Origin of the sequence: Actinomadura geliboluensis, assembly GCF_043197915.1 — a bacterium.
Classification (GTDB): domain Bacteria; phylum Actinomycetota; class Actinomycetes; order Streptosporangiales; family Streptosporangiaceae; genus Spirillospora; species Spirillospora geliboluensis.
This window is the reverse complement of sequence record NZ_JBICUA010000021.1, coordinates 28,475-52,741: the sequence shown is the minus strand read 5'-3', so window position 1 is coordinate 52,741 and position 24,267 is coordinate 28,475. Positions and strand designations below refer to the sequence as shown.

Annotated in this window: 24 protein-coding genes; 9 read left to right on the top strand and 15 right to left on the bottom strand. The window is 73.2% G+C overall.

Annotation, left to right across the window (positions count from 1 at the left end):
* Nucleotides 1–6: 6 nt before the first annotated feature.
* Together ACGFI1_RS42660 and ACGFI1_RS42655 are read right to left on the bottom strand one after the other, a co-directional pair.
* Nucleotides 7–915 carry an SDR family oxidoreductase gene (locus tag ACGFI1_RS42660; RefSeq protein ID WP_392744316.1) on the bottom strand — a complete coding sequence of 303 codons (909 nt, stop codon included), beginning with the start codon at nt 913–915 and terminating at the stop codon, nt 7–9.
* Nucleotides 912–1,685, bottom strand: coding sequence for an SDR family oxidoreductase (locus ACGFI1_RS42655; RefSeq protein ID WP_392744319.1), 774 nt, complete (start codon nt 1,683–1,685; stop codon nt 912–914). Before ACGFI1_RS42655 ends, ACGFI1_RS42660 begins: the two co-directional genes overlap by 4 nt.
* Nucleotides 1,686–1,739: 54 nt before the next feature.
* On the opposite strand from ACGFI1_RS42655, the gene ACGFI1_RS42650 reads away from it, so the two are divergent.
* Genes ACGFI1_RS42650 through ACGFI1_RS42635 form a run of 4 tightly spaced genes read left to right on the top strand, consistent with a single transcriptional unit; the run spans nt 1,740 to nt 5,188 of the window.
* Nucleotides 1,740–2,486, top strand: a complete 747-nt coding sequence (locus tag ACGFI1_RS42650; RefSeq protein ID WP_386875636.1) for an enoyl-CoA hydratase family protein — start codon at nt 1,740–1,742, stop codon at nt 2,484–2,486.
* Between the two features lie 11 nt (nt 2,487–2,497).
* The gene (locus tag ACGFI1_RS42645) at nt 2,498–3,346 is read left to right on the top strand and encodes a CoA transferase subunit A (RefSeq protein WP_138638550.1); all 849 of its coding nucleotides are present in this window, start codon (nt 2,498–2,500) and stop codon (nt 3,344–3,346) included.
* Nucleotides 3,343–4,074: a CoA-transferase subunit beta gene (locus tag ACGFI1_RS42640; protein WP_138638543.1), complete on the top strand. Its 732-nt coding sequence runs from the start codon at nt 3,343–3,345 to the stop codon at nt 4,072–4,074. Before ACGFI1_RS42645 ends, ACGFI1_RS42640 begins: the two co-directional genes overlap by 4 nt.
* 52 nt (nt 4,075–4,126) lie before the next feature.
* Complete coding sequence (locus tag ACGFI1_RS42635) at nt 4,127–5,188, top strand: NAD(P)H-dependent flavin oxidoreductase (RefSeq protein ID WP_392793369.1); 1,062 nt, start codon at nt 4,127–4,129, stop codon at nt 5,186–5,188.
* Here the strand turns inward: ACGFI1_RS42635 and ACGFI1_RS42630 are convergent.
* Complete coding sequence (locus tag ACGFI1_RS42630) at nt 5,157–5,798, bottom strand: TetR/AcrR family transcriptional regulator (RefSeq protein ID WP_392793368.1); 642 nt, start codon at nt 5,796–5,798, stop codon at nt 5,157–5,159. The two genes, ACGFI1_RS42635 and ACGFI1_RS42630, sit on opposite strands and share 32 nt — an antisense overlap.
* Nucleotides 5,799–5,867: 69 nt before the next feature.
* Here ACGFI1_RS42630 and ACGFI1_RS42625 point away from each other — a divergent pair, with 69 nt between their 5' ends.
* On the top strand, nt 5,868–6,443 hold the full coding sequence (locus tag ACGFI1_RS42625) for a peroxiredoxin-like family protein (protein ID WP_392793367.1): 576 nt from the start codon (nt 5,868–5,870) through the stop codon (nt 6,441–6,443).
* Between the two features lie 3 nt (nt 6,444–6,446).
* On the opposite strand, the gene ACGFI1_RS42620 is transcribed toward ACGFI1_RS42625, so the two are convergent.
* The 6 genes from ACGFI1_RS42620 to ACGFI1_RS42595 form a co-directional block, all read right to left on the bottom strand.
* Nucleotides 6,447–7,427, bottom strand: a complete 981-nt coding sequence (locus tag ACGFI1_RS42620) for a quinone oxidoreductase family protein (RefSeq protein ID WP_392793366.1) — start codon at nt 7,425–7,427, stop codon at nt 6,447–6,449.
* Nucleotides 7,427–8,437 carry an aldo/keto reductase gene (locus ACGFI1_RS42615; RefSeq protein ID WP_387075957.1) on the bottom strand — a complete coding sequence of 337 codons (1,011 nt, stop codon included), beginning with the start codon at nt 8,435–8,437 and terminating at the stop codon, nt 7,427–7,429. The genes ACGFI1_RS42620 and ACGFI1_RS42615 overlap by 1 nt, the downstream gene beginning before the upstream one ends.
* Nucleotides 8,438–8,566: 129 nt before the next feature.
* Nucleotides 8,567–9,427, bottom strand: coding sequence for a helix-turn-helix transcriptional regulator (locus ACGFI1_RS42610; RefSeq protein ID WP_386875644.1), 861 nt, complete (start codon nt 9,425–9,427; stop codon nt 8,567–8,569).
* A gap of 28 nt (nt 9,428–9,455) precedes the next feature.
* Nucleotides 9,456–10,637, bottom strand: coding sequence for an acyl-CoA dehydrogenase family protein (locus ACGFI1_RS42605; protein ID WP_392744335.1), 1,182 nt, complete (start codon nt 10,635–10,637; stop codon nt 9,456–9,458).
* Between the two features lie 30 nt (nt 10,638–10,667).
* Nucleotides 10,668–11,444, bottom strand: coding sequence for an enoyl-CoA hydratase/isomerase family protein (locus tag ACGFI1_RS42600; RefSeq protein ID WP_392793365.1), 777 nt, complete (start codon nt 11,442–11,444; stop codon nt 10,668–10,670).
* 60 nt (nt 11,445–11,504) lie between these two features.
* Nucleotides 11,505–12,200: a GntR family transcriptional regulator gene (locus ACGFI1_RS42595; protein ID WP_386875650.1), complete on the bottom strand. Its 696-nt coding sequence runs from the start codon at nt 12,198–12,200 to the stop codon at nt 11,505–11,507.
* Nucleotides 12,201–12,292: 92 nt separating this feature from the next.
* On the opposite strand from ACGFI1_RS42595, the gene ACGFI1_RS42590 reads away from it, so the two are divergent.
* Nucleotides 12,293–13,444, top strand: coding sequence for an acyl-CoA dehydrogenase family protein (locus ACGFI1_RS42590; RefSeq protein ID WP_386875652.1), 1,152 nt, complete (start codon nt 12,293–12,295; stop codon nt 13,442–13,444).
* 17 nt (nt 13,445–13,461) lie between these two features.
* Here the strand turns inward: ACGFI1_RS42590 and glpK (ACGFI1_RS42585) are convergent, their stop codons facing one another.
* Together glpK (ACGFI1_RS42585) and ACGFI1_RS42580 are read right to left on the bottom strand one after the other, a co-directional pair.
* On the bottom strand, nt 13,462–14,988 hold the full coding sequence (glpK, locus tag ACGFI1_RS42585) for a glycerol kinase GlpK (protein WP_138640805.1): 1,527 nt from the start codon (nt 14,986–14,988) through the stop codon (nt 13,462–13,464).
* Between the two features lie 42 nt (nt 14,989–15,030).
* The gene (locus tag ACGFI1_RS42580; protein WP_138640804.1) at nt 15,031–15,798 is read right to left on the bottom strand and encodes an IclR family transcriptional regulator; all 768 of its coding nucleotides are present in this window, start codon (nt 15,796–15,798) and stop codon (nt 15,031–15,033) included.
* A 247-nt stretch (nt 15,799–16,045) separates the two neighbouring features.
* Between ACGFI1_RS42580 and ACGFI1_RS42575 the strand changes: the two genes are divergently transcribed.
* From ACGFI1_RS42575 to ACGFI1_RS42565, 3 genes are all read left to right on the top strand, one after another.
* A complete protein-coding gene (locus ACGFI1_RS42575) occupies nt 16,046–16,882 on the top strand; it encodes an MIP/aquaporin family protein (protein ID WP_392793363.1) in 837 nt (278 codons plus the stop codon).
* 34 nt (nt 16,883–16,916) lie between these two features.
* A complete protein-coding gene (gene glpK / locus ACGFI1_RS42570) occupies nt 16,917–18,434 on the top strand; it encodes a glycerol kinase GlpK (protein WP_386875655.1) in 1,518 nt (505 codons plus the stop codon).
* A 215-nt stretch (nt 18,435–18,649) separates the two neighbouring features.
* A complete protein-coding gene (locus ACGFI1_RS42565; RefSeq protein ID WP_392793361.1) occupies nt 18,650–20,305 on the top strand; it encodes a glycerol-3-phosphate dehydrogenase/oxidase in 1,656 nt (551 codons plus the stop codon).
* Here ACGFI1_RS42565 and ACGFI1_RS42560 read toward each other — a convergent pair.
* The 4 genes from ACGFI1_RS42560 to ACGFI1_RS42545 all read right to left on the bottom strand — a co-directional run bounded on the left by ACGFI1_RS42560 (nt 20,302) and on the right by ACGFI1_RS42545 (nt 24,260).
* Nucleotides 20,302–21,108 (bottom strand): FAS1-like dehydratase domain-containing protein, encoded by an 807-nt coding sequence (locus ACGFI1_RS42560; protein WP_392793359.1) that lies wholly within the window; start codon nt 21,106–21,108, stop codon nt 20,302–20,304. The genes ACGFI1_RS42565 and ACGFI1_RS42560 overlap by 4 nt on opposite strands.
* A 24-nt stretch (nt 21,109–21,132) precedes the next feature.
* Entirely contained in the window at nt 21,133–22,293 is a 1,161-nt protein-coding gene (locus tag ACGFI1_RS42555; protein WP_386875659.1) for an NADH:flavin oxidoreductase, read from the bottom strand.
* A gap of 169 nt (nt 22,294–22,462) precedes the next feature.
* Complete coding sequence (locus ACGFI1_RS42550) at nt 22,463–23,620, bottom strand: acetyl-CoA C-acetyltransferase (RefSeq protein ID WP_138641425.1); 1,158 nt, start codon at nt 23,618–23,620, stop codon at nt 22,463–22,465.
* Nucleotides 23,621–23,642: 22 nt separating this feature from the next.
* A complete protein-coding gene (locus ACGFI1_RS42545) occupies nt 23,643–24,260 on the bottom strand; it encodes a TetR/AcrR family transcriptional regulator (RefSeq protein ID WP_138641426.1) in 618 nt (205 codons plus the stop codon).
* Nucleotides 24,261–24,267: the final 7 nt, after the last annotated feature.

Below are 24,267 nucleotides of genomic sequence, written 5' to 3'. Positions count from 1 at the left end.
CCCGGCTCAGCCGGCGCCGTAGACGGGCTCGGGGGCGGGGGCCTTGGCCAGGAGGTCCTTGACGACGTCGCCGACCTCGGCCGGGTCCCAGCGGGCGCCCTTGTCGGCCGTGGGGCCGTGCCGGAAGGCGTCCATCACGCAGATCTTGCCGCCCTCGGCCTCGAAGACGCGGCCCGTGACGCCGCGGGACCCGGCGGAGCCGAGCCAGACGACGAGCGGCGAGACGTTCTCGGGGGCCATCGCGTCGAACTCGCCCTCGGCCGGGGCGGCCATCGTCTGCGCGAAGACCTCCTCGGTCATCCGGGTGCGGGCGGCGGGCGCGATCGCGTTGACGGCCACGCCGTAGCGGCCCATCTCGGCGGACGCGACGAGGGTCAGCCCGACGATGCCGGCCTTGGCGGCGGAGTAGTTGCCCTGGCCGACGCTGCCGAGCAGCCCGGCGCCGGACGAGGTGTTGATCACGCGGGCGTCGACGTCGCGGCCCGCCTTGCTCTCGGCCCGCCAGTACCGGCCGGCGTGCTTGAGCGGCAGGAAGTGGCCCTTGAGGTGGACGCGCATGACGGCGTCCCACTCGTCCTCGCCCAGGTTGATCAGCATGCGGTCGCGCAGGAACCCGGCGTTGTTGACGAGGGTGTCCAGCCGCCCGAACGTGTCGATCGCGGCCGCGACCAGGGCGGCGGCGCCCGCGTCGGTGGCGATGTCGTCGGTGCTGGCGACGGCCTTCCCGCCGAGCGCCTCGATCTCCTCGACGACGTCGTGCGCAGGGCCCCCGGACGCGTCGCCGGTGCCGTCGCGCGCGACGCCGAGGTCGTTCACGACGACGAGGGCGCCCTGGCGGGCGAACTCCAGCGCGTGGGCGCGGCCGAGCCCGCGGCCGGCGCCGGTGACGGCGACCACCCGGTCCTTGCAGATCATCGTGATTCCTCCTTGTTCACGGTGGCGGCGTCCAGGAAGGCGGGGCGCTCTCCCCCGCCGTGGACCTGCATCGACGCGCCGGTGACGTAGGACGCGAGGTCCGAGGCCAGGAACGCGCAGGCGGCGCCGATGTCGTAGGGGTCGGCGAGGCGGCCCATCGGGACCGTCCCGGCCACGGCCGCGATGCCGTCCTCGTCCCCGTAGTGCAGGTGGGACAGCTCGGTGCGGACCATCCCGAGGATCAGCGTGTTGACCCGGATGTGCGGCGCCCACTCGACGGCGAGCGAGGTGGTGAGGCTGTGCAGGCCGGCCTTGGCGGCGCCGTAGGCGGCGGTGCCGGGCGACGGCCGCACCCCGCTCACGCTGCCGATGTTGATGACCGAGCCGCCGCCGCGCTCCATGATCTTCGGCTGCAGGGCGCGCGCCATGATCAGCGCGGAGGTCAGGTTCAGCTCGATGATCTTGACGTGGGTGCGCAGGCTGCCGTCGGCGACCGGCAGGTAGGGCGCGCCGCCCGCGTTGTTGACCAGCACGTCGACGCCGTCGAGGCCGTCGGCGAACGCCTGCACGGCGTCGGGGTCGCGCACGTCCAGCGAGACGAACCGCGCCGTCCGGCCGCCGGCCTCGGGCAGCGCCTCGGGTTCGCGCCTGGCGACCGCGACGACGTCGGCGCCCGCCTCCAGCAGGGCGCGGCTGATCCCGGCGCCGACCCCGCGCACGCCCCCCGTGACCACGGCGGTCCGGCCGCCCAGGTCGAGCGTCAGTGACATTCCGCCTCCTCTGCTACCTTCTGTTCTAACAAATGTTTGGTGGAAAGGTAGCGCATGGGAGTCTCCACCACGACCCTGGACGGGGTCGCCGAGATCGTCGTGGACGCGCCGCCGGTCAACGCACTGACCGTCGCGGGCTGGTACGAGCTGGCCGACGCGGTGCTCGCCGCGGGCCGCGACCCCGAGGTCGGCGCGGTCGTGCTCCGGGCCGAGGGCCGGGGCTTCAACGCGGGCGTCGACATCAAGGAGATGCAGAGCACCGAGGGCCACGCCGCCCTCGTCGGCGCGAACCGCGGCTGCTACGCCGCCTTCGCCGCCGTGTACGACTGCGAGGTCCCGGTCGTCGCCGCGGTCCACGGCTTCTGCCTCGGCGGCGGGGTCGGCCTCGCCGGCAACGCCGACATCGTGGTCGCCGCGCAGGACGCCTACTTCGGGCTGCCGGAGGTGGACCGGGGCGCCCTCGGCGCCGCGACCCACTTGGCCCGGCTCGTCCCGCAGCACCTGATGCGCGCGATGGTCTACACGTGCCGCAACGTCACGGCGGCGGAGCTGCACCACCACGGCTCGGTGCTGGAGGTCGTCCCGGCGGACGAACTGCGCGCCAAGGCCCTGGAGGTCGCCGCGAACATCGCCGCCAAGGACCGGTACGTGATCCGGCGCGCCAAGGAGTCGCTCAACGGCATCGACCCGGTCGACGTCAAGCGCAGCTACCGCTACGAGCAGGGATTCACGTTCGAGCTGAACCTCGTCGGCGCGGGCGACGAGCACCGTGACGCCTTCGTCGCGAAGGGGGCCAAGTGAGTTCCAAGGTGATGTCGGCCGACGAGGTCGCCGCGTCGCTGGAGAGCGGCATGACCGTCGGGATCGGCGGCTGGGGGTCGCGGCGCAAGCCGATGGCGCTCGTCCGGGCGATCCTCCGCTCCCCGGTCACCGACCTGACCGTGGTGAGCTACGGCGGCCCGGACGTCGGCCTGCTGTGCGCGGCCGGGAAGGTCCGGCGGCTCGTCACGGCGTTCGTGACGATGGACTCGGTCCCGCTGGAGCCGCACTTCCGGCAGGCGCGCCAGACGGGCGCGATCGAGCTGACCGAGTACGACGAGGGCATGTTCCTGTTCGGGCTGTACGCGGCGGCGCACCGGCTGCCGTTCCTGCCGACCCCGGTCGGGCTCGGCTCGGACGTGATGAAGGTCAACCCGGAGTTGAAGACGGTCCGATCGCCGTACGACGACGCGACCGAGCTGGTCGCCGTCCCGGCCCTGACGATGGACGTCGCGCTCGTCCACATGAACCGCGCCGACGCCCGCGGCAACGCCCAGTACCTCGGCCCCGACCCGTACATGGACGACCTCTTCGCCAAGGCGGCCGGCCGCACCTACGTCTCGTGCGAGCGGCTGGTCGACACGGCCGACTTCGCCAAGGAGGGGCCGGTGCAGTCCATGCTGATCAGCCGGTCGCACGTGGCGGGCGTGGTGGAGACCCCGAACGGGGCGCACTTCACCGACTGCGTGCCCGACTTCGGGCGGGACGAGAAGTTCCAGAAGCTCTACGCGCAGTCCGCGGCCGACCCGGAGAAGTGGGCCGAGTTCAGCGCGCGGTTCCTGTCCGGCGACGAGGCCGCCTACCAGGACGCCGTCCGGACCTGGCGGGAGGAGTCCCGATGAGTGATGTGACGCGCGCGGAGGTGTGCGCCGCGGCGTGCGCCGACCTGTTCCGCGGCGACGGGGAGATCGTCGCGGCGGCGGTGGCGGGGTTCGTGCCGATGCTGGGGTCCCGGCTTGCGCGGGCCACGTTCGAGCCCGACCTGCTGACGACCGACGGCGGGCCGTCGCTGAGCGCCGAGCCGGTCCCGCTCGGCCGGTCGGCGGAGACCGTCGAGGGCTGGCTGCCCTTCCGCGACCACCTGTGGCTCGTCCTGAACGGCCGCCGGCACGTGGTGATGGGGCCGAGCCAGATCGACGCGCACGGCAACACCAACATCTCGTGCATCGGCGACTGGGAGCGGCCGTCGCGGCAGCTCCTCGGGGTGCGCGGCGGGCCCGGCAACACGCTGCTGAACACGACGAGCTACTGGGTGCCCAAGCACTCGACCCGCGTGTTCACCGAGAAGGTCGACATGGTGAGCGGCGTCGGCTGGGACCGGGGCGCGCACGAGATCCGCGCGGTCGTGACCAACCTCGCCGTTCTCGACTTCGACACCCCGGACCGGCGGATGCGGCTGCGCTCGGTGCACCCGGGCGTGAGCGTCGCGGACGTGACCGCCGCCACCGGCTTCGAGCTGGCCGTCCCGGACGAGGTGCCCGAGACGCGGCTGCCGGACGAGGCCGAGCTGCGGATCATGCGCGAGGTGCTCGACCCGAAGGGGCTGCGGGAGCGAGAGGTTCCGGCATGAGCGAAGCGAACCGGGGGGTGCGGGGGACCGCCCCCCGAAGGAGGTGGGCCTGATGGAGCAGCTGCTCGACACCCCGCTGACCCGGCTGGCCGGCGTGCGGCACCCGGTCGTCCAGACCGGCATGGGATGGGTGGCCGGGCCGCGGCTCGTCACCGCCGTGGCGAACGCGGGCGGGCTCGGCATCCTGGCCTCGGCGACGATGACCCTCGACCAGCTCGCCGACGCGATCCACGAGGTCAAGGACCGCACCGACGCGCCGTTCGGGGTCAACCTGCGGGCCGACGCCGGCGACGCGGCCGACCGCATCGACCTGCTGATCAAGGAGGGCGTGAAGGTCGCCTCGTTCGCGCTCGCCCCCAAGCAGGAGCTGATCGCCAAGCTGAAGGACGCCGGACTCGTGGTGATCCCGTCCGTCGGCGCGCGGCGGCACGCGGAGAAGGTCGCGGGCTGGGGCGCGGACGCCGTGCTCGTCCAGGGCGGCGAGGGCGGCGGCCACACCGGCGCCGTCGCCACCACGCTGCTGCTGCCGCAGGTCGTGGACGCGGTCGACATCCCGGTCATCGCGGCCGGCGGCTTCTTCGACGGGCGCGGCCTCGCCGCCGCGCTCGCCTACGGGGCGGCGGGCGTCGCGATGGGCACCCGGTTCCTGCTGACCTCCGACAGCTCGGTGCCCGACGCGGTCAAGCAGGTCTACCTGCGGACCGGCGAGACCGTGGTGACGCGGCAGGTGGACGGCATGCCGCACCGCGTGCTGCGCAGCGAGCTGGTCGACACGCTGGAGAAGTCCGGGCGGGTCGGCGGGCTCGTGCGGGCGGTGCGCAACGGCGCCCGGTTCAAGAAGCTGTCCGGGATGTCGTGGCGGGAGATGATCGCCGACGGCAAGGCGATGAAGCACGGCAAGGACCTGTCCTGGTCGCAGGTGCTGATGGCCGCGAACACGCCGATGCTGCTGAAGGCGGCCATGGTGGACGGCCGCCCCGACCTCGGTGTGATGGCCTCGGGCCAGGTCGTCGGCGTCATCGACGACCTGCCCACCTGCGGTCAGCTGATCGACGGCATCGTGCGGCAGGCCGCCGCGGCGATCACCGCCCAGCAGTCCCTTCTGGTGCGCTAGGCGCGCCCAGGCCGCGCAGCACGGCCGCCAGTCCCCCGCGGAACTCCTCGTCGGGGCCGATCCGGCGGCCGTGCCGCGCGGTCTCCGTCAGGTGGGGGAACTCCTCCCGGGGCAGCGCGGCGATGGCGGCCGTCCCCTCCCCCGACAGCGCCCCCAGATGCTCCAGCTGGATCGCGCCGATGACGTAGGCGAGCACGGCGCGCAGCGCGATGGCCCCCCGTCGCCCGGTGATGCCGGCCTCGGCGAGGATCGCGGCGACCGCCTCCCCCCAGCACAGGGAGCCCGCCGACGCGTGCCGGTGGGCGAGCGTCAGCGGCATGATCGCGGCGTGCGCGACGAAGGCGTCCCGCAGCCGCAGCGCCATGGCCGTGATCCGCTCCTCCCACGGCCCGTCCTCCGGCGGCACCGGGTCGACCTCCGCGTAGACGAGGTCGACGACGAGACCCTCCAGTTCCTCCCTGTCCCGCACGTAGCGGTAGAGCGCCATGGTGCTCATCCCGAGCTCCTTGGCGACGGCGCGCATGGACAGCCCGGCGAGCCCGTCGCGGTCGATGACGACGAGCGCGGCTCCGGCGAGCTTCTCGGTGGTGAGTGAGCGTGGTCGAGGCATGGCGCTTGACAGCGTACGACATACGCCTACGATCTTAAGCGTATGCCGTACACCTAAAGGAGCGGTGCCATGCACCTCGCGCCCGGTTCCGACATCCCCGCCCGTGAGCTGACGCCCGTCAGCGGCCCGGCGGTACCCGTCCCCGACCCCGGCCGCCTCGTCCACCTGCAGTTCCGCCGGTTCGCGGGCTGCCCGGTCTGCAACCTGCACCTGCGCTCGTTCGCCGTCCGGCACGCCGAGATCGAGGCCGCGGGCGTCCGCGAGATCGCGGTCTTCCACTCCGCCGCCGAGGAGCTGCGCGAGCACGTCGCCGGCCTCCCGTTCGCCGTGATCGGCGACCCGGGCAAGCGGCTGTACGCCGAGTTCGGCGTGGAGTCCGCCCGCCGCGCGCTGCTCGACCCGCGCGTGTGGTGGACGATCGTCCGCGCCCTCGCCGCCGGCGGCCGGGCGCTCGCCCGCGGCCAGGCGAAGGCGCCGAAGCTCCGCCCGGACGGCGGCCGCCTAGGCCTGCCCGCCGACTTCCTGATCGGCCCGGACGGCCGCCTCCTCGCCGCCAAGTACGGCGAGCACGCGGGCGACCAGTGGAGCGTCGACGAGCTGCTCGCACTGGCCGCCGGCGCCCCGGCCCCCTCCGGGCGGCGCTGAGGTTCAGCCGCCCACGGCGAGGACGAGCTTCCCGGTCGTGGCGCCCGACTCGATGCGCTCGTGCGCCTCGGCGGCCCGCTCCAGGGGCAGTTCCTCCACCTGGACGCGCAGGCCGCCGGAGGCCGCTGCGGCCACCGCGCGGCGCAGCGCGCGGCCCGCCTCGGCCGGCGCGGTCCCCGCGAACGCGGCGAGGTTGAACCCGGACACGGTCTTGTTGGCGAACCACAGCTCGTTCGCCGGGACGCCGACGTCGTCCGCGCCGGACGCGTTGCCCATCACCACCAGCCGGCCCATCGGGGCGAGCGCGTCCAGGCTCGCGCGGCGGGCGGGGCCGCCGACCATGTCCACGACGATGTCGAAGCCGCGGCCGCCGGTGAGGCCGGCGACCTCGCCCGCCAGGTCGCCGCGCAGCACGACTTCGTCGTAGCCGAACCGGCGCGCCGCCTCGACCTTGGCCGGGCCGCCGACGGTCCCGGCCACCCGGCCCGCGCCGAGCAGCCGGGCGGCCTGCCCGAGCTGGCTGCCGACGCCCCCGGCCGCCGCGTGCACCAGGACGCTCTCGCCCGGCTCGATGCGCGCGACGCGGTCCAGGACGAGGAACGCGGTGGCGCCGTTGGACGGGACGGCCGCCGCGACGTCCAGTCCGAGGCCCAGGCCGTCGAGCGGGGCGACGAGCTCGGCGGACGTCACGGCGACCTCCGCGTAGCCGCCGCCGTCCACGATCGTGAGGGCGGCGACGGGCTGGCCCCTGCGCAGCCCCTCGACGTCCGGCCCGACCTCCCGGATGCGGCCGGACACCTCGATGCCGGGGACGAACGGCAGCGGCACGTCGACGACGCCCCGCCGGTACAGGACCTCGGCGAAGTTCGCCCCCGCGTACGCGACGTCGATGGACACCTGCCCCGGCCCCGGCTCGGGGGCCTTCACCTCGGCCGGGCGCAGGACGTCCGCGCCGCCGAACTCGGGGATCGTGACGGCGCGCATCAGTACCGGCCGCCGACGGCCGCGGGCACCTCGCCCAGCTCGGCCAGGTCGGTCTCGGTGAGGTCGAGGCCGGCGGCGCCGGCGTTGTCGCGCAGGTAGCGCCGCTTCTTGGTGCCGGGGATCGGGATGACGTGGTCGCCCTGCGCGAGGGTCCACGCGATCGCCACCTGCGCGGGGGTGGCGCCGTGGCGGGCTGCGACGGCCTTGACCACGTCCACGATGCGCATGTTGGCCCGGAGTGCGTCCTCCTGGAAGCGCGGGTTGCCGGCCCGGAAGTCGGTGCCCTCGAAGTCGGCCGAGGTGACGGTCCCGGTCAGGAACCCGCGGCCGAGCGGGGAGAACGGCACGAACGCGGCCCCGTTGGCGGCGCACCAGCCGACCACGTCGCCCACGCCCCCGCCGGTCCCGGCCGTGTCGCCGGGCATGGTCCCCGCGCGGCCGCCGGGCGCGCCCATCGCGTCGCGCGTCCACAGCGACAGCTCCGACTGGACCGCCGCGACCGGGTGGATCGCGTGCGCCTCGGCGGCCTGCGCGACGCTGACCTCCGACAGCCCGAGCGTGCGGACCTTGCCCTCGGCGACCAGTTCCGCCATCGCCCCCCAGGTCTCGGCGAGCGGCACGTCCGGGTCGACCCGGTGCAGGTAGTACAGGTCGATCACGTCGGTGCCGAGGCGGCGCAGGCTGTCCTCGGCGGACGCCTTGGCGTGCTCCGGGCGGCCGTCGCGGACGATGTTCCGGGTGACCGGGGACTCCACGACCAGGCCCGTCTTCGTGGCGACGACCGCCTCATCCCGGCGGCCCTTCAGCGCGCGGCCGACGAGGGTCTCGTTGTGGCCGTCGCCGTAGGGCTGCGCGGTGTCCAGGAACGTGACGCCGAGGTCGAGGGCCTCCCGGATCAGCGCGACCGACGCCTCGTCGTCCCGCTCCGACTCGGTGTAGGCCCAGCTCATCCCCATGCACCCGAGCCCGACGGCGCCCACCGGCGTGCCCGCGAAATCACGCGTCCTCATGACTCGTCCTCCTTCGGTTCTCGCTACGAGGACGATCCTGCAGGGCGCGCGCGGAGGATGGCAGACTCCGTTGAACCTGGGTGTGGCACCACCACCCTCAGTGCGGAACGGGCCCGCGGCCCCGCGGAGTCAGCCGGCGGCGGGCAGGGCGCGGCGGGCCATCAGGCGTTCGAGGCGCTCCTGCGTGCCGGTGCCGGGCCGCGGGTTGTGCAGCACCAGGTGGTGGCCCGGACGGTCGGCGAGCGGCAGCATCGTCCCCTCGAAGACCAGCTCGCCCGCGTCGGGGTGCTGGATCCCCTTGACGGCCAGCGGCGGCGCGCTCACCTCGTGGCGGGGCCACAGCTCGGCGAACTCGGGGCTGGCGGCCAGCATGTCGGCGATGAGCCGGTCGAAGCCGGGGTCGTCGGGGTAGCGGGCGGCGTCGGCGCGGAACCGCGCGACGACGTCGGGCGCGGCGGCGGTCCAGTGCGTGTGCATCGACCGGTAGCGGACGTTGGTGAAGAACGTCACCAGGCAGTTGTGGTCGGTGTCGCCGTAGCCGAACACCTCGCGGGCCGCGTCGTTGATGGCGAGGAAGTTCCAGTGCCGGTCGCGGACGTAGGCCGGGCGCGGGGACCAGGCGTCCAGCACCCGCTGCAGCTCCGGCGTGACCGGGACGGCCGGGTCGGCCTCCGCCCGCGGCGGGTTCAGGCCGGCGAGCAGGTACAGGTGCTCGCGCTCGGCCGCGTCCAGCCGCAGCGCGCGGCCGACCGCGTCGAGGACGTCGCCGGAGACCTTGATGTCGCGGCCCTGCTCCAGCCACGTGTACCAGGACACCCCGACCCCGGCGAGGACGGCGACCTCCTCGCGGCGCAGGCCCGGCGTGCGGCGCCGGCCCCCGTCGGGCATGCCGACGTCGGCGGGGGTGAGCCGGGCGCGGCGGGTCCGCAGGAAGTCGCGCAGCTCGTCGCGGCGGCGGCCGGGGGCGGCGGCGGGGGTCGGGCTGGCCATGCCGCCACGATATCCGCCGCCCGCCCGGTCAGCCCGCGCCGTCCAGCAGCCGGCGGCCGATGATCATCTTCTGGATGTCGGCGGTGCCCTCGCCGATCAGCAGCATCGGCGCCTCCCGGTAGAGCCGCTCGATCTCGAACTCCGTGGAGTACCCGTAGCCGCCGTGGATCCGGAACGCGTCCTCCACGACCTCCTTGCAGTACTCGCTGGCCAGGTACTTCGCCATGCCCGCCTCGAGGTCGTTGCGCTCGCCGGAGTCCTTGCGCCGCGCCGCCATGACCATCATCTGGTGGGCGGCCTCGACCTTGGTGGCCATCTCGGCGAGGCGGAACAGGACGGCCTGGTGCTCGGCGATCGGCCTGCCGAACGTCTCGCGCTGCCGCGCGTAGTCCAGGGCCAGCTCGTAGGCGCGCCTGGCGACGCCGCAGCCGCGCGCCGCGACGTTGACACGGCCGACCTCGACGCCGTCCATCATCTGGTAGAAGCCCCGGCCTGGCGCGCCGCCAAGGATCTGGGCCGCCGGGACGCGGTACCCGTCGAAGAGCAGCTCGGTGGTGTCGACGCCCTTGTAGCCCATCTTCTCGATCTTGCCCGGGACGGTCAGGCCGGGCGCGACCTCGCCGAAGCCGGGGGTCTTGTCGATGAGGAACGTCGTCATGCCGCGGTGGCCGGCGTCGGGGTCGGTCTTGACGAGCGTGGCGACGAGGTTGGCGGAGCCGCCGTTGGTCAGCCACATCTTCTGGCCGTCGATCACGTAGTCGTCGCCGTCGGGCACGGCGCGGGTCGTGATGGCGGAGACGTCGGAGCCGCAGCCGGGCTCCGACATCGAGAACGCGCCCCGGACCTCCCCGGTCGCCATCTTCGGCAGGTAGTGCGCCCGCTGCTCGGCGGTGCCGTGGTGGGCGATCATCCAGGCGACGATGAAGTGGGTGTTGACGATGCCGGACACGCTCATCCAGCCTCGCGACAGCTCCTCCACGACCAGCGCGTACGTCAGCAGCGACGCGCCGAGCCCGCCGTGCTCCTCGCCGATCATCAGGCCGAAGAGCCCGAGGTCCCTCATGCCGTCGACGATCGCCTGCGGGTACTCGTCGGCGTGCTCCAGGGCGGTGGCGACCGGGAGGATCTCCCGGTCGACGAACGCGCGGACGGTCGCGACGATCTCCCGCTGCTCGTCCGACAGCCCGTGCGTCTGCTGCAGCCTGCTCATCCGTGCTCCCTCTCTGGCGGCCCCGAAGCCCTAGCGGCCCTCGAAACGCGGCGGGCGGCGCGCGGCGAACGCGGCGCGGCCCTCGGCGAAGTCGGCGCTGCCGAACAGCGCGGTCTGCTCCTCCATCTCGGCCTCCAGCAGCCCGTCCGGGTCGAGGTCGGTACAGGCCAGCAGCTGCTTGGCGGCGGCGACCGAGAGCGGGGCGAGCGCGGCGGACTCGGCGGCCAGGCCGAGCGCGGCGTCCAGGGCCCCGCCGGGCGGCGCGAGGGAGTCGGCGAGGCCGATCTCGTAGGCGCGGGGCGCGGGGACGGTCCGCCCGAAGACGAGCATCTCCTTGGCGCGGCCCATGCCGACGCGGCGCGGGAGCGTCCAGAGCAGGCCGCCGTCGGCGACGAGGCCGACCTTGCCGAACGCGGCGACGAACCGGGCGTCCTCGGCGGCGACCACGTGGTCGCAGACGGCGGCGAGGGACACCCCGAGCCCGGCGGCGGCGCCCTCGACGGCCGCGATCACCGGTGTGCCGCACGTCGCGATGAGCCGGACGGCCTCGTGCAGCGGGGTGAGCCGGGCGCGGACGTCGTCCGGCGCGGCGCCCTCCATCGACCGGACGTCGCCGCCCGCCGAGAACGTCCCGCCGGCGCCGGTCAGCACGATCGCCCGCACCGCGGGGTCGTCGGCGGCGCGCCGCAACTCCGCCAGGAGCCGCTCGCGCGTCGGGAGGTCGACCGCGTTGCGCGCCTCCGGCCGGTTCAGCGTGAGCACGCGCGCCGCGCCGCGATCGGTGACCGTGACCACCTGGTCGTCCATCCGCCCTCCCGGAAATTTTTTATACGATACGCGGCCTGCCGCGGCCGGGTTCGGGCGGCCTCACTCCGCCTCGGCCGCCCAGAAGCCCCGCGCCTCCAGATGCACCACCAGCAGCGTGCCCGCGTGCCGGATGTGGGCGCGCATCGCCTGCCGCGCGGCCTCGGCGTCCCCGGCGCGCAGCGCGGCGAGGACGAGCCGGTGGTCGTCGACCGACGCCCGCGTCCAGCCCTCGATGCCCGCGTAGAAGCGGCGCGGCGCGTACCGGACCACGGTCTGCAGCAGCCACGCCATCTTCGGCGACCCGGCGCGCAGGTTGATCAGCCGGTGGAACTGGTGGTTGGCGCGCTCGACGCCCGCCGAGTCGCCGGCCGCGAACGCCTCCTCCAGCAGCGCCTGCGTCCGGTCGAGGGCGTCCAGGTCGGCCTCGGCGGCCCGGCCGGCGGCGCGGGCGGCCAACTCGCCGGCGAAGTACGCCTGAGCCTCGAACAGGTCCTGGACGTCCTGCCGGGTGAGCGGCGCCGGCATGAACCCGCGGCGCGGCTCCAGCGTCACGAAGCCCTCGCCGCGCAGCGACAGCAGCGCCTCCCGGACCGGGGTGACGCTGATCCCGAGGTCGTCGGCGATCCGCTCCAGCCGGAGGAACTCGCCGTGCCCGACCTGGCCGGACATGATCAGGTCGCGGACGTGCGCGGCCACCTCGTCGCTCAGCTGGCGGCGGCGGCCGAGGGCCGGGCCGCCGGATCCGGCAGCGGTCATCGTCCCCCCTGGGCGCCTGCGGTATTTTCACATCAAATATATGAGAGATCGCCCCCGTGCGGGAGCCCGCGCGGGAGGAGGGTGGAGCCGCCGTGTTCACGCTCAGCGACGAGGAGCGCGCCATCGTCGAGGTCGTCGCGGACTTCGTCGACAGGGAGGTCCGCCCGGTCGCCCGGGACCTGGAGCACGCGGGCGCGTACCCCGAGCGCCTCATCGACCGGATGAAGGAGCTCGGCGTCTACGGCCTCGCCGTGCCCGCGCCGTACGGCGACGTCGCCGTCTCCAAGGCGTGCTACGCGCTCGTCACCGAGGAGCTGGCGCGCGGCTGGATGACCCTGGCCGGCGCGTTCGGCGGGCACACGGTCGTCTCGCACCTGCTCGCGGTGTTCGGCACCGAGGAGCAGAAGGCCCGCTACCTGCCCCGGATGGCGACCGGCGAGCTGCGCGCCACGATGGCGCTCACCGAGCCGTCCGGCGGCTCGGACCTGCAGGCGATGAGCACGACCGCGCGGCGGGACGGCGACCGGTACGTCGTCGACGGCGCCAAGATGTGGATCACCAACGCCCGGATGTCGGGGCTCATCGCGCTGCTGTGCAAGACCGACCCGCACGCGTCCCCGCGCCACCGGGGCATCAGCATCCTGCTCGTGGAGAAGGGCCCCGGCCTGACCGTCTCCCGCGACCTGCCGAAGCTCGGCTACAAGGGCGTGGAGAGCTGCGAGCTGTCCTTCGACGGCTACGAGGCGCCGCTCGACGCGCTGCTCGGCGGCGAGGAGGGGCGCGGTTTCGCCCAGATGATGCGGGGCCTCGAAGTGGGCCGCATCCAGGTCGCGGCGCGCGCGCTCGGCGTCGGTCGCGCCGCCCTTGAGGACTCCCTCCGCTACGCCCAGCAGCGCGAGGCGTTCGGCAAGCCGATCTGGCAGCACCAGTCGATCGGCAACTACCTCGCCGACATGGCCACGCAGCTGCGGGCCGCGCGGCTGCTCACCCTCGACGCCGCCCGGCGCCTGGACGCGGGCGAGCGCTGCGACATGGAGGCGGGCATGGCCAAGCTCTACGCCTCCGAGGCCGCGATGCAGATCGCGCTGAACGCCGTTCGCATCCACGGCGCGGCGGGCTACTCCACCGAGTTCGACGTGGAGCGCTACTTCCGCGACGCCCCGCTGATGATCGTCGGCGAGGGGACGAACGAGATCCAGCGCAACGTCATCGTCAAGCAGCTGATCGAGCGCGACCGGATCTAGGGCGGGGGGCTCCGGCCTCACGGCGCGGTCGCGGGGTCCTCGCCGGCGCGGATCCAGCCGAACGTGCGCTCCACGGCCCGCTTCCAGTTGTCGTACTCGGCGGCGCGCCGCGTCGGCTCCATCGCCGGGACCCAGCGGGCGGCCCGGTGCCAGTTGCGGCGCAGCCCTTCGAGGCCCGCCCAGTAGCCGACGGCGAGCCCGGCGGCGTAGGCGGCGCCGAGCGACACCGTCTCCACCACCATCGGCCGCTCCACGGGCACGTTCAGCATGTCCGCGACCATCTGCATGACGAGGTTGTCGGACGTCATGCCGCCGTCGGCCTTCAGCTCCTTCAGGCCGAGCCCCGAGTCGGCGTTCATCGCGTCCACCACCTCGCGGGTCTGCCAGCCGGTCGCCTCCAGCACGGCCCGCGCCAGATGCCCCTTCGTGATGTAGGACGTGAGGCCGACGATGATGCCGCGCGCCTCGCTGCGCCAGTGCGGCGCGAACAGCCCCGAGAAGGCCGGGACGATGTAGCAGCCGCCGTTGTCGTCGACCGTCCGGGCCAGGGTCTCGATCTCCGGCGCGGTGGAGATCAGCCCGAGGCCGTCCCGGAACCACTGGACGAGCGCGCCGGTGATCGCGATCGAGCCCTCCAGCGCGTACACCGCGGGCTCGTCGCCGATCTTGTAGCCGACGGTGGTGAGCAGCCCGTTCGCGGACTTCACCGGCGTGGTGCCGGTGTTCATCAGCAGGAACGCGCCCGTCCCGTAGGTGCACTTGGTCTCGCCCGGCGAGAAGCACGTCTGCCCGAACAGCGCGGCCTGCTGGTCGCCGAGGGCGGCGCCGATCAGCACCCCGGGGAACACGCGGCGGGCCGTCCCGTAGGTCTCGGTGGACGAGCGGATCTCCGGCAGCATCGCGGCCGGCACGCCGAAGAAGTCGAGCAGGCCGGCGTCCCAGGACAGGGTGCGCAGGTCCATCAGCAGGGTGCGGCCGGCGTTGGTCACGTCGGTGACGTGCACGCCGCCGTCGACGCCGCCGCTGAGGTTCCAGATCAGCCAGCTCTCCATCGTGCCGAACAGGACCTCACCGCGTTCGGCGCGCTCCCGGAGGCCGGGCGTGTGGTCGAGCAGCCAGCGGATGCGCGGCGCGGAGAAGTAGGCGGCCAGCGGCAGCCCGCTGCGCTCGGTGACCATCGCGGCGCCGGGGGCGCGGGCCAACTCGTCCACCAGGGCGCCGGTGCGGGTGTCCTGCCAGACGATGGCGCGGCCGATCGGGACCCCGGTCAGCCGGTCCCACAGGACGGTCGTCTCGCGCTGGTTGGCGATCCCGACCGCGGCGACCTGGTTCGCGGTCACCCCCGCCTGGGCGAGCGCCTCGGGGGCGATCCGCTCCAGGTTGCGCCAGATCTCCATCGGGTCGTGCTCGACCCAGCCCGGCTTCGGGAAGTGCTGCCGGTGCTCGCGCTGCGCGACCGACACCAGCCGGCCGCCGTGGTCGAACAGGATGCACCGCGTCGAGGTGGTGCCCTGGTCGATCGACATCACGTAGCGCTCGGTCACGGTCGGCCCCCTCCCCCCGGACGCGGCGCCGGGGCCGCGGCGTCACCAGCGCGAGCCCCCGAGGTCGCGGGAGACGGCGCGGGCCGCGTCCCGCACGTACCCGACGAGCCGCGGCTCGGGGACGCGCCGCGCGTCGCAGATTCGCTCGACCGCGCCGGAGATGCCGATGGCCCCGACCACCAGCCCCCCGTGCCCGCGGATCGGCGCGGCGATGCCCGCCTCGCCGATCGACAGCTCCTCGGTCTCGGCGGCCCAGCCGTTCTCCCGCACCCGGGTGGCGGCCCGTGCGAGTTCGCGCGGATCGGTGATGGTGCGCCGGCAGTAGGACTCCAGGACGGTGTCGCGGATGGACGCGGCGGCGTTGGCGTCGTGGGCGAGCAGCGCCTTGCCGAGGGCGGTGGCGTGCAGCGGCAGCAGCGAGCCGACGTCCATGGCCTGGAGGGTGTCGTCGGGCCGGAAGACGTGGTGGACGACCAGGACCTTGCCCTCCAGCAGGGTCCCGATGCGGACGGCCTCGCCGCTGCGCGAGGCGAGCGCGTCGGCCCAGTTGATGGCGCGGGACCGCAGCTCGTTGACGTCCAGGTAGCTGGTGCCGAGATGCAGCAGGGCGGCGCCGAGCTGGTACTTGCCGGTGCCGCCGTCCTGCTCGACGAAGCCGACGCGCTCCAGGGTGCGCAGGATGCCGTGCGCGGTGCCGCGGGCGAGCCCGAGCGAGCTGGCGACCTCACCGACGCCGAGCCGTCCCGAACTGGCGGCGAGCAGCCGCAGGATCGCGGCGGCGCGCTCGATCGACTGCACGGGTCCGGGCACGAATCCCAGGGTAGTTCTCCCGGCGGTGTGCCGACAATGTCGGCGCTTGTCGTGATTGTCGTCCCGTACGGTCCGAACTGCCCGGATTCTGTGATCTCGTGCACAGATTGGAGGGTAACCGGCGCCGGGCAACGGGGAAAGTGTTCGACATTGTCGGCAGTCTCCCGTTGTCGGCGGTCCATCCCCGACTTACCGTCTGGCCAGCCTCACGGGGCCTCGCGTCCACCCCACCTGCCGAGGAGAGCCCATGACGGAACGCACCGCGCAACGACCGAGAATCCCCTCGCTCGCCGGTGAGCTCGCGGCCGAGTTCGCCGGCACCCTGATCCTCATCCTGTTCGGCGTCGGCGTCGTCGCGCAGGTCGCCGCCGCCGGCATCGGCGACCACGACAGCATCGCCTGGGCCTGGGGGCTCGGCGTCACGCTCGGCGTCTACGTCGCCGCCCGGATCAGCGGCGCCCACCTCAACCCCGCCGTCACCATCGGGCTCGCCGCGTTCAAGGAGTTCGCCTGGCGCAAGACCGCGCCCTACATCGCCGCGCAGACGGCGGGCGCGTTCATCGCGGCGCTGCTCGTCCGCTGGAACTACAGCGAGGTGCTCGCCAAGGTCGACCCCGGCCACACCATCAAGACGCAGGGCGTCTTCTCCACCCTGCCCGGCAACGGCACCCTCCCGGTCGGCACCTGGGGCGCGTTCCGCGACCAGGTCATCGGCACCGCGATCCTGCTGTTCGTGATCAAGGCGCTGACCGACATCCGGAACTCGCCGCCGCTGGCCAACCTGGCCCCGTTCCTGATCGGCCTGCTGGTGGTCGCGATCGGGATGGCGTTCGGCACCGACGCCGGCTACGCGATCAACCCGGCCCGCGACTTCGGCCCCCGGCTCGCCTCGTTCCTCACCGGCTACGGCGGCGCGTGGCGGGACCAGTACGGCGACCTGTACTTCTGGGTCCCGATCGTCGGCCCGCTGATCGGCGGCGTCGTCGGCGTCGGACTCTACAAGGCCCTGATCGGGCGGTTCCTGCCCCCCGAGGAGCCCGCCCAGGACATCGCCAAGCCCGAACCGCAGTACGAGACGGCCTGACCGTCCCGCACCCTCATCCCAGGAGACCGCACGCATGGCCGACTTCGTCGGAGCCCTCGACCAGGGCACGACCAGCACCCGCTTCATGATCTTCGATCACGGCGGGAACGAGATCGCCCGCCACCAGCTGGAGCACGAGCAGATCCTGCCGCGGGCGGGCTGGGTGGAGCACAATCCGACCGAGATCTGGGAGCGGACCCGCGCCGTCGTCCAGACCACGCTGAACAAGGCGAACCTGGGCCACACCGACCTGGCCGCGTTCGGCATCACCAACCAGCGCGAGACGACCGTGGTGTGGAACCGGCGCACCGGCCGCCCGTACTACAACGCGATCGTCTGGCAGGACACCCGCACCGACCGCATCGCCGCCGCCCTCGAACGCGACGGCAAGGGCGACGTCATCCGCCGGAAGGCCGGGCTGCCGCCGGCCACCTACTTCTCCGGCGGCAAGATCCAATGGATCCTGGAGAACGTCGACGGCGTCCGCGAGGCCGCTGAGGCGGGCGACGCCGTCTTCGGCACGACCGACACGTGGGTGCTCTGGAACCTGACCGGCGGGACGAACGGCGGCGTCCACGTCACCGACCCGACCAACGCCAGCCGCACCATGCTGATGGACCTGGAGACCCTCAGCTGGGACGACGAGCTCCTGTCGTTCTTCGGCATCCCCCGCTCCATGCTGCCGGAGATCAAACCGTCCTCGGCGCCCGCCGGCTACGGAGTCACCCGCGCGGACGGCCCACTCGGCGGCGAAGTCCCGCTGACCGCCGCCCTGGGCGACCAGCAGGCCGCGACCGTCGGGCAGGTGTGCTTCGCACCCGGCGAAGCCAAGAACACCTACGGCACCGGCAACTTCCTCCTGCTCAACACCGGTGAGGAACTCGTCCGGTCCAAGAGCGGCCTGCTGACGACCGTCTGCTACCAGTTCGGAGCCGACAAGCCGGTCTACGCGTTGGAAGGCTCGATCGCGGTGACCGGGTCGGCCGTGCAGTGGCTGCGCGACCAGCTCGGCATCATCTCCGGCGCCTCCGAAAGCGAAGCCCTGGCGCGCCAGGTCGACGACAACGGCGGCGTCTACTTCGTCCCCGCCTTCTCGGGCCTGTTCGCCCCCTACTGGCGCTCCGACGCCCGCGGCGCCATCGTCGGCCTGTCCCGCTTCAACACCAACGCCCACGTCGCCCGCGCCACCCTCGAAGCCATCTGCTACCAGTCCCGCGACGTCGTGGAGGCGATGCGGGAGGACTCCGGCGTCTCCCTGGACGTCCTCAAGGTCGACGGCGGTGTCACCGCCAACGAGCTGTGCATGCAACTGCAGGCCGACATCCTCGGCGTCCCGGTCTCCCGCCCCGTCGTCGCCGAGACCACCGCCCTCGGCGCCGCCTACGCCGCCGGCCTCGCCGTCGGCTTCTGGAACACCACCGACGAACTCCGCCAGAACTGGAACGAGGACAAGCGCTGGCACCCCACCTGGGACGACGACCAGCGCCAGACCGGCTACGCCGGCTGGAAGAAGGCCGTCACCCGCACCCTCGACTGGGTCGACATCGACTGACCACCCCCGGGCCGCGGCCCCCAGCCGCGGCCCGGGCCCCGTCGTCCAGCCCCCGCCCACCGCCAATCAGTTAACGAACTTCCTTCGGCCCCGTCGTCCAGCCCCCGCCCACCGCCAATCAATTGACGAACTTCCTTCGGCCCCGTCCTCCAGCCCCCACCCACCGCCATTCAGTTGACGAACTTCGTTCGGCGTTATTTCTTTGGGAGAGAGCAGTGACATCCGTAGCCCTCGGTCCGCTGTACCGCGAGGACGCGCTGCGCGCCCTCGCCGAGGCCGAGTTCGACGTGCTGGTGATCGGCGGCGGCATCGTCGGTGCCGGCGCGGCCCTCGACGCGATCTCGCGGGGGCTGTCCGTCGCCCTGGTGGAGGCGCGGGACTGGGCGGCGGGGACGTCCAGCCGCTCCAGCAAGCTCATCCACGGCGGCCTGCGCTACCTCGAGCAGCGCGACTTCGGGCTGGTGCGGGAGGCGCTGCGGGAACGCGGCCTGCTGCTGCATCGGCTCGCGCCGCACCTGGTGCGTCCCGTCCAGTTCCTGTATCCGCTGCGCAACCGGGTGTGGGAGCGGGCCTACGTCAGCGCGGGCGTCACCCTCTACGACACGATGGGCGGCAGCCGGGCGCTCCCGCGCCACCGGCAGCTGACCCGGCGCGGCGCGCTGCGCCAGGCGCCCGCGCTGCGCTCGGACGCACTGGTGGGCGCCGTCCAGTACTACGACGCGCAGGTGGACGACGCCCGCTACACGATGATGGTCGCCCGCACCGCGGCCCAGTACGGCGCGAAGGTCGTCACCCGGGCCGAGGCGACGGGGTTCCTGCGCGAGGGCGAGCGGGTCACCGGCGCCACGGTCGTCGACCTGGAGGGCGGTCAGGAGATCGCCGTGCGGGCCCGTCGGGTGGTGTGCGCGACCGGTGTGTGGACGGACGGCGCGCAGGCGATGACCGGCTCCCGGGCGGCGTTCGGGGTCCGCGCGTCCAAGGGCGTCCACCTGGTGGTGCCGCGCGACCGGATCCCGATGGAGACCGGCCTGATCACGCGAACGGCCAAGAGTGTGCTGTTCATCATCCCGTGGGGGCGGCACTGGCTCGTCGGCACCACCGACACCCCGCACGACGACGGGCCGGACGAGCCCGTCGCCGAGCACACCGACATCGGCTACCTCCTCGACCAGGCGAACGCCGTCCTGCGGACGCCGCTCACCCACGACGACATCGAGGGCGTCTACGCGGGGCTGCGGCCGCTGCTGTCCGGCGAGTTCGACGACACGACGCGGCTGTCGCGCGAGCACGCGGTCGCCGAGCCGGTCCCGGGCCTCGTCGTCGTCACCGGCGGCAAGTTCACCACCTACCGGGTGATGGCGCAGGACGCGGTGGACGCGGTCGCCGACGGCCTGGACGAGTCCGTGCCCGCGTCCGTCACGGCCCGGCTGCCGCTCCTCGGCGCGACCGGCTTCGAGGTGCTGTGGAACGAGCGGCGCCGCCTCGCCGCCGAGTCGGGCCTGCACGTCGCACGGGTCGAGCACCTGCTGCGCCGCTACGGGGCGTGCGCCCTGGAGGTCCTGCGGCTGGTCGCCGACAGCTCGGCGCTCGGCGCGCCCATCCCCGGCGCCGAGGACTACCTGTGCGCCGAGGCCGTCTACGCGGTGACGCACGAGGGCGCCCTGCACCTGGAGGACGTCCTGGCCCGCCGGCTCCGGGCGGCGATCGAGGAGTGGGACGGCGGCGTGGCCGCGGCGTCCCGCGTCGCCGAACTGGTGGCGCCCGTCCTCGGCTGGGACGAGGAGGACGTCCACGACGAGATCAAGCGGTTCGTCCGGCGGACCGCCGAGGAGCGCCGCGGCGGCGCCGCCCACGCGGAGGCCGCCGCCTAGGCGAACGTCGCGGTCATCGCGGTGACCCCGCCGGGCGCCTCGATGGACAGGTCCCCGTCCGGGGAGCCGGCCGCGACGAACGGCTGCCGCGCGTAGACGGGCCGGCGGGCGCGGAACGACAGCTCGCGCACCGTCCGGCCCGCCCGGCGCGGCAGTTCGAGGCAGAGGATCGCGAGCAGCGGCCCGTGCACGACGAGCCCGCCATGCCCCTCGACTTCGGTCGCGTACGCCTTGTCGTAATGGATGCGATGGGCGTTGTAGGTAAGCGCGCTGAACCGGAACAGCAACACCGGATCAGCGGTGACCGGCAACATCCAAGGCGCCTTCACATCAGGGCTGGAAAACGACACCTCGCCCGGCGAAGACTTGGCATCGCCGCTTCGGTAGACGAGATCCTGCTCCTCCACCGCGATCTCAACGCCGGCCCGCAGAAAGACATGGCGGACGGTGACGAACAGCATTTCCCCACTGCGCCCTTGTTTCACGACCGTCGAGAGGAGCTCCGTCCTCCGGGTGACCGTGTCGCCGACCCGCAAGGGCTCCCGAATGCGAAACCGTCCTCCGGCAAACATGCGGCGCCGCTCAGGAATGGGCGGTAGGAACCGCCCGTCGCGCGGATGCCCGTCCGGCCCCAGCTCCCGCTGCGCGGGCCGCTCCAGGAAGTGGACCCACTGCCACAGCGGCGGCAACTCGTCGCCGGGCGGCTCGACGTCCAAGACCCCCGCGAGCGCCGCCGAGGGCGCCGCGTCGATGACCTCGGTCGCCTCCTGCGGCTCCGGCGCCCATCCCGCGATGTCGATCATCGGCTCATCGTCCCAGCCCGCGCGTCAGGCCGGGATGAGGGGGCAGTGGGTGCCCTTGTAGATGGTGGGGACGCACCGGTTGCAGTGGATGCACAGCGACGGGGTGGACGGGTCGGCGGCGATGCGGTTCACGAGGTCGGGTTCGCGGAGCAGGGCGCGCGCCATGGCGACGAACTGGAAGCCCTCCTCCATCGCCTTGTCCATGGTCTCGCGGGTGGTGATGCCGCCCAGCAGGACGAGCGGCAGGTCCAGTTCGGCGCGGAACCTGCGGGCGTGCTCCAGCAGGTAGGCGTCCTGGTACGGGTACACGCGCAGGAACCGCTTGCCGAACATGCGCAGGCCGACGCGCATCGGCAGCTTGTAGCCGGCGGCGAACTCCGGGATGGGCATCTCGCCGCGGAACAGGTACATCGGGTTGAGCAGCGAACTGCCCGCGGTCAGTTCGAGGGCGTCGACGGTGCCGTCGTCCTGCAGCGCGCGGGCCACGTACAGGCTGTCGTCGATCTCCAGGCCGCCGCGGACGCCGTCCCGCATGTTGAGCTTCGCGGTGATCGCGATGCGGTCGCCCACCTCGTCCCGGACGGCGCGGGCGATGCCGAGCGCGACCTTGGCACGGTTCTCGATCGGCCCGCCGTACCCGTCCTTGCGCTTGTTGAGGCGCGGGCTGAGGAACGAGCTGGCCAGGTAGTTGTGCCCGAAGTGGATCTCCACGGCGTCGAACCCGGACTCGATCGCCAGCCGTGCGGCGTCGGCGTGCGCGCGGGTGATGCGCGCGATGTCGTCGGCCGTGGCGACCTTGGTGAACGCCATGCCGAGCGGGTTGAAGAAGCGCCCCGCCGAGATCGCGGGCAGCTTGTTGGAGCTGGCGTCCGCGACCGGCCCGGCGTGCCCGAGCTGCGCGGACGCGGCGGCGCCCTCGGCGTGCACGGCGTCGGTGAGCCGGCGCAGCCCCGGAACGGCCTCGGGCCGCATCCAGATCTGCCCCCGCTCCGTCCGCCCCTCGGGCGAGACCGCGCAGTAGGCGACGGTCGTCATGCCCACTCCCCCGGCGGCGGGCCGCCGGTGGTACTCGATCAGCTCATCGGTGACCAGGGACTCGGGCGCCATCCCCTCGAAGGTTGCCGCCTTGATCACCCGGTTGCGCAACGTCAGCGGCCCCAACCGAGCCGCCTCGAACACGTCCACACCAGCCTCCGTTCCACCTTCTTGAGTGAGAACCCCGATCCCCGAGTGAACAACCACCGGCTCTGGCTTGAACCTCGACCACCGGTCACGGGTCGGGCGGCCGGAGGGCGCCCAGCGCCCGGAGGCCGCCCGACCCGCGACGGGGGTTCCAGGGGGTCGCCCCCCTGGGCTAACGCAACCTCTCGATGATGGTCACGTTGGCCTGGCCGCCGCCCTCGCACATCGTCTGGAGGCCGTAGCGGCCGCCGGTGCGGTCCAGTTCGTGCAGGAGGGTGGTCATGAGGCGGGCGCCGGTGGCGCCGAGGGGGTGGCCGAGGGCGATGGCGCCGCCGTTGGGGTTGACCTTCGCCGGGTCGGCGCCGGTCTCCTTCAGCCAGGCGAGGACGACGGACGCGAACGCCTCGTTGATCTCGACGGCGTCGATGTCGTCCATCGTCATGCCGGTCTTCTTGAAGGCGTAGGCGGTGGCGGGGATCGGCGCGGACAGCATCCGGACGGGGTCCTCGCCGCGCGCGGAGATGTGGTGGATGCGGGCGCGCGGGGTGAGGCCGTGGTCCTTGACGGCCTGCTCGGAGGCGATGAGCAGGGCGGCGGAGCCGTCGGAGATCTGGGACGACACGGCGGCGGTGAGGCGCCCGCCGTCCACGAGGGTCTTCAGGCCGGCCATCTTCTCCAGCGTGGTGTCGCGGCGGGGGCCCTCGTCGGTGGCGACGCCCTCGTAGGGGGCGATCTCGCGTTCGAAGCGGCCCTCGTCGATGGCGCGGATGGCGCGCTGGTGCGACTCGTAGGCGAACCGCTCCATGTCCTCGCGGGACAGGTCCCAGTCGCGGGCGATCATCTCGGCGCCGTGGAACTGGGAGACCTCCTGGTCGCCGTAGCGGCGCGTCCAGCCCTTGGAGCCGGCGAAGGGGCCCTCGGTGAAGCCGAGCGGGGCGGCGGCGGTCATCGCGGACGCGATCGGGATCTGCGACATGTTCTGCACGCCGCCCGCCACGACCAGGTCGGACGTGCCGGACAGGACGGCCTGCGCGGCGAAGTGCACGGCCTGCTGGGAGGAGCCGCACTGCCGGTCGACGGTGACGCCGGGGACCTCTTCGGGGAGCCCGGCGGCGAGCCAGCAGGTGCGGGCGATGTCGCCGGCCTGCGGGCCGATGGTGTCGACGCAGCCGAACACGACGTCCTCGACGGCGGCCGGGTCGATCTTCGTCCGGTCCATGAGCGCGGTGAGGACGTGCGCGCCGAGGTCGGCGGGGTGCGCGCCGGCGAGCCCGCCGTTGCGCCGGCCCACCGGGGCCCGGACTGCGTCGACGATGTACGCCTCGGCCATGGTCTTCTCCTTCGTACGGGGGCTAGCTCGCCTGGATGCCTTCGAGGAACATGGCGAGGTACTGCTTGGCGATGTCGTCGGCGGACAGCCGCCCGCCGTGCTGGTACCAGTTCGCCGCGACCCACACGGTGTCGCGGATGAACCGGTAGACGAGGGTGCGGTCGAGGTCGGCGCGGAAGGCGCCCTCCTTGACGCCCCGGTCCAGCAGGGACAGCCACATCTCCTCGAACCGGCGCTGCGAGTCGAGCAGGTAGTGGAACCGCTCGCTGGTGGCGAGGTGCTTGGACTCGTTCTGGTAGAGGACGACGGCGGGCCGGTGCCGGTCTATCGAGCGGAACGACTGCGCGACGATGGCCTCGAGGGTGTCGCGGGCGTTGAGGTCCGCCGCGAGGACCTGCTCGTACCCGGCCCACATCTCGTCCAGGAAGGTGCGGAGGATCTCGTCGGCCATCGACTCCTTGGAGTCGAAGTGGTAGTAGAGGCTGCCGCCGAGGATGCCGGCGGCGTCGGCGACCTTCCGGACGGTGGTGGCGGAGTAGCCCTGGGAGGCGAACACCTCCGCGGCCGTGGCGAGCAGTTCCGCCCGCCGTTCCGCGCGGGCGGCGGCGGTGCCTTCGGCGTCGCGCCGTCGTGGACTCATCTTGTTC

Bases quoted from the DNA above. Each gene is read 5' to 3' on its own strand.
- ACGFI1_RS42660 (WP_392744316.1), bottom strand. From the start codon at position 915: ATGATCTGCAAGGACCGGGTGGTCGCCGTCACCGGCGCCGGCCGCGGG.
- ACGFI1_RS42655 (WP_392744319.1), bottom strand. From the start codon at position 1,685: ATGTCACTGACGCTCGACCTGGGCGGCCGGACCGCCGTGGTCACGGGG.
- ACGFI1_RS42650 (WP_386875636.1), top strand. From the start codon at position 1,740: ATGGGAGTCTCCACCACGACCCTGGACGGGGTCGCCGAGATCGTCGTG.
- ACGFI1_RS42645 (WP_138638550.1), top strand. From the start codon at position 2,498: ATGTCGGCCGACGAGGTCGCCGCGTCGCTGGAGAGCGGCATGACCGTC.
- ACGFI1_RS42640 (WP_138638543.1), top strand. From the start codon at position 3,343: ATGAGTGATGTGACGCGCGCGGAGGTGTGCGCCGCGGCGTGCGCCGAC.
- ACGFI1_RS42635 (WP_392793369.1), top strand. From the start codon at position 4,127: ATGGAGCAGCTGCTCGACACCCCGCTGACCCGGCTGGCCGGCGTGCGG.
- ACGFI1_RS42630 (WP_392793368.1), bottom strand. From the start codon at position 5,798: ATGCCTCGACCACGCTCACTCACCACCGAGAAGCTCGCCGGAGCCGCG.
- ACGFI1_RS42625 (WP_392793367.1), top strand. From the start codon at position 5,868: ATGCACCTCGCGCCCGGTTCCGACATCCCCGCCCGTGAGCTGACGCCC.
- ACGFI1_RS42620 (WP_392793366.1), bottom strand. From the start codon at position 7,427: ATGCGCGCCGTCACGATCCCCGAGTTCGGCGGCGCGGACGTCCTGCGC.
- ACGFI1_RS42615 (WP_387075957.1), bottom strand. From the start codon at position 8,437: ATGAGGACGCGTGATTTCGCGGGCACGCCGGTGGGCGCCGTCGGGCTC.
- ACGFI1_RS42610 (WP_386875644.1), bottom strand. From the start codon at position 9,427: ATGGCCAGCCCGACCCCCGCCGCCGCCCCCGGCCGCCGCCGCGACGAG.
- ACGFI1_RS42605 (WP_392744335.1), bottom strand. From the start codon at position 10,637: ATGAGCAGGCTGCAGCAGACGCACGGGCTGTCGGACGAGCAGCGGGAG.
- ACGFI1_RS42600 (WP_392793365.1), bottom strand. From the start codon at position 11,444: ATGGACGACCAGGTGGTCACGGTCACCGATCGCGGCGCGGCGCGCGTG.
- ACGFI1_RS42595 (WP_386875650.1), bottom strand. From the start codon at position 12,200: ATGACCGCTGCCGGATCCGGCGGCCCGGCCCTCGGCCGCCGCCGCCAG.
- ACGFI1_RS42575 (WP_392793363.1), top strand. From the start codon at position 16,046: ATGACGGAACGCACCGCGCAACGACCGAGAATCCCCTCGCTCGCCGGT.
- glpK (WP_386875655.1), top strand. From the start codon at position 16,917: ATGGCCGACTTCGTCGGAGCCCTCGACCAGGGCACGACCAGCACCCGC.
- ACGFI1_RS42560 (WP_392793359.1), bottom strand. From the start codon at position 21,108: ATGATCGACATCGCGGGATGGGCGCCGGAGCCGCAGGAGGCGACCGAG.
- ACGFI1_RS42550 (WP_138641425.1), bottom strand. From the start codon at position 23,620: ATGGCCGAGGCGTACATCGTCGACGCAGTCCGGGCCCCGGTGGGCCGG.
- ACGFI1_RS42545 (WP_138641426.1), bottom strand. From the start codon at position 24,260: ATGAGTCCACGACGGCGCGACGCCGAAGGCACCGCCGCCGCCCGCGCG.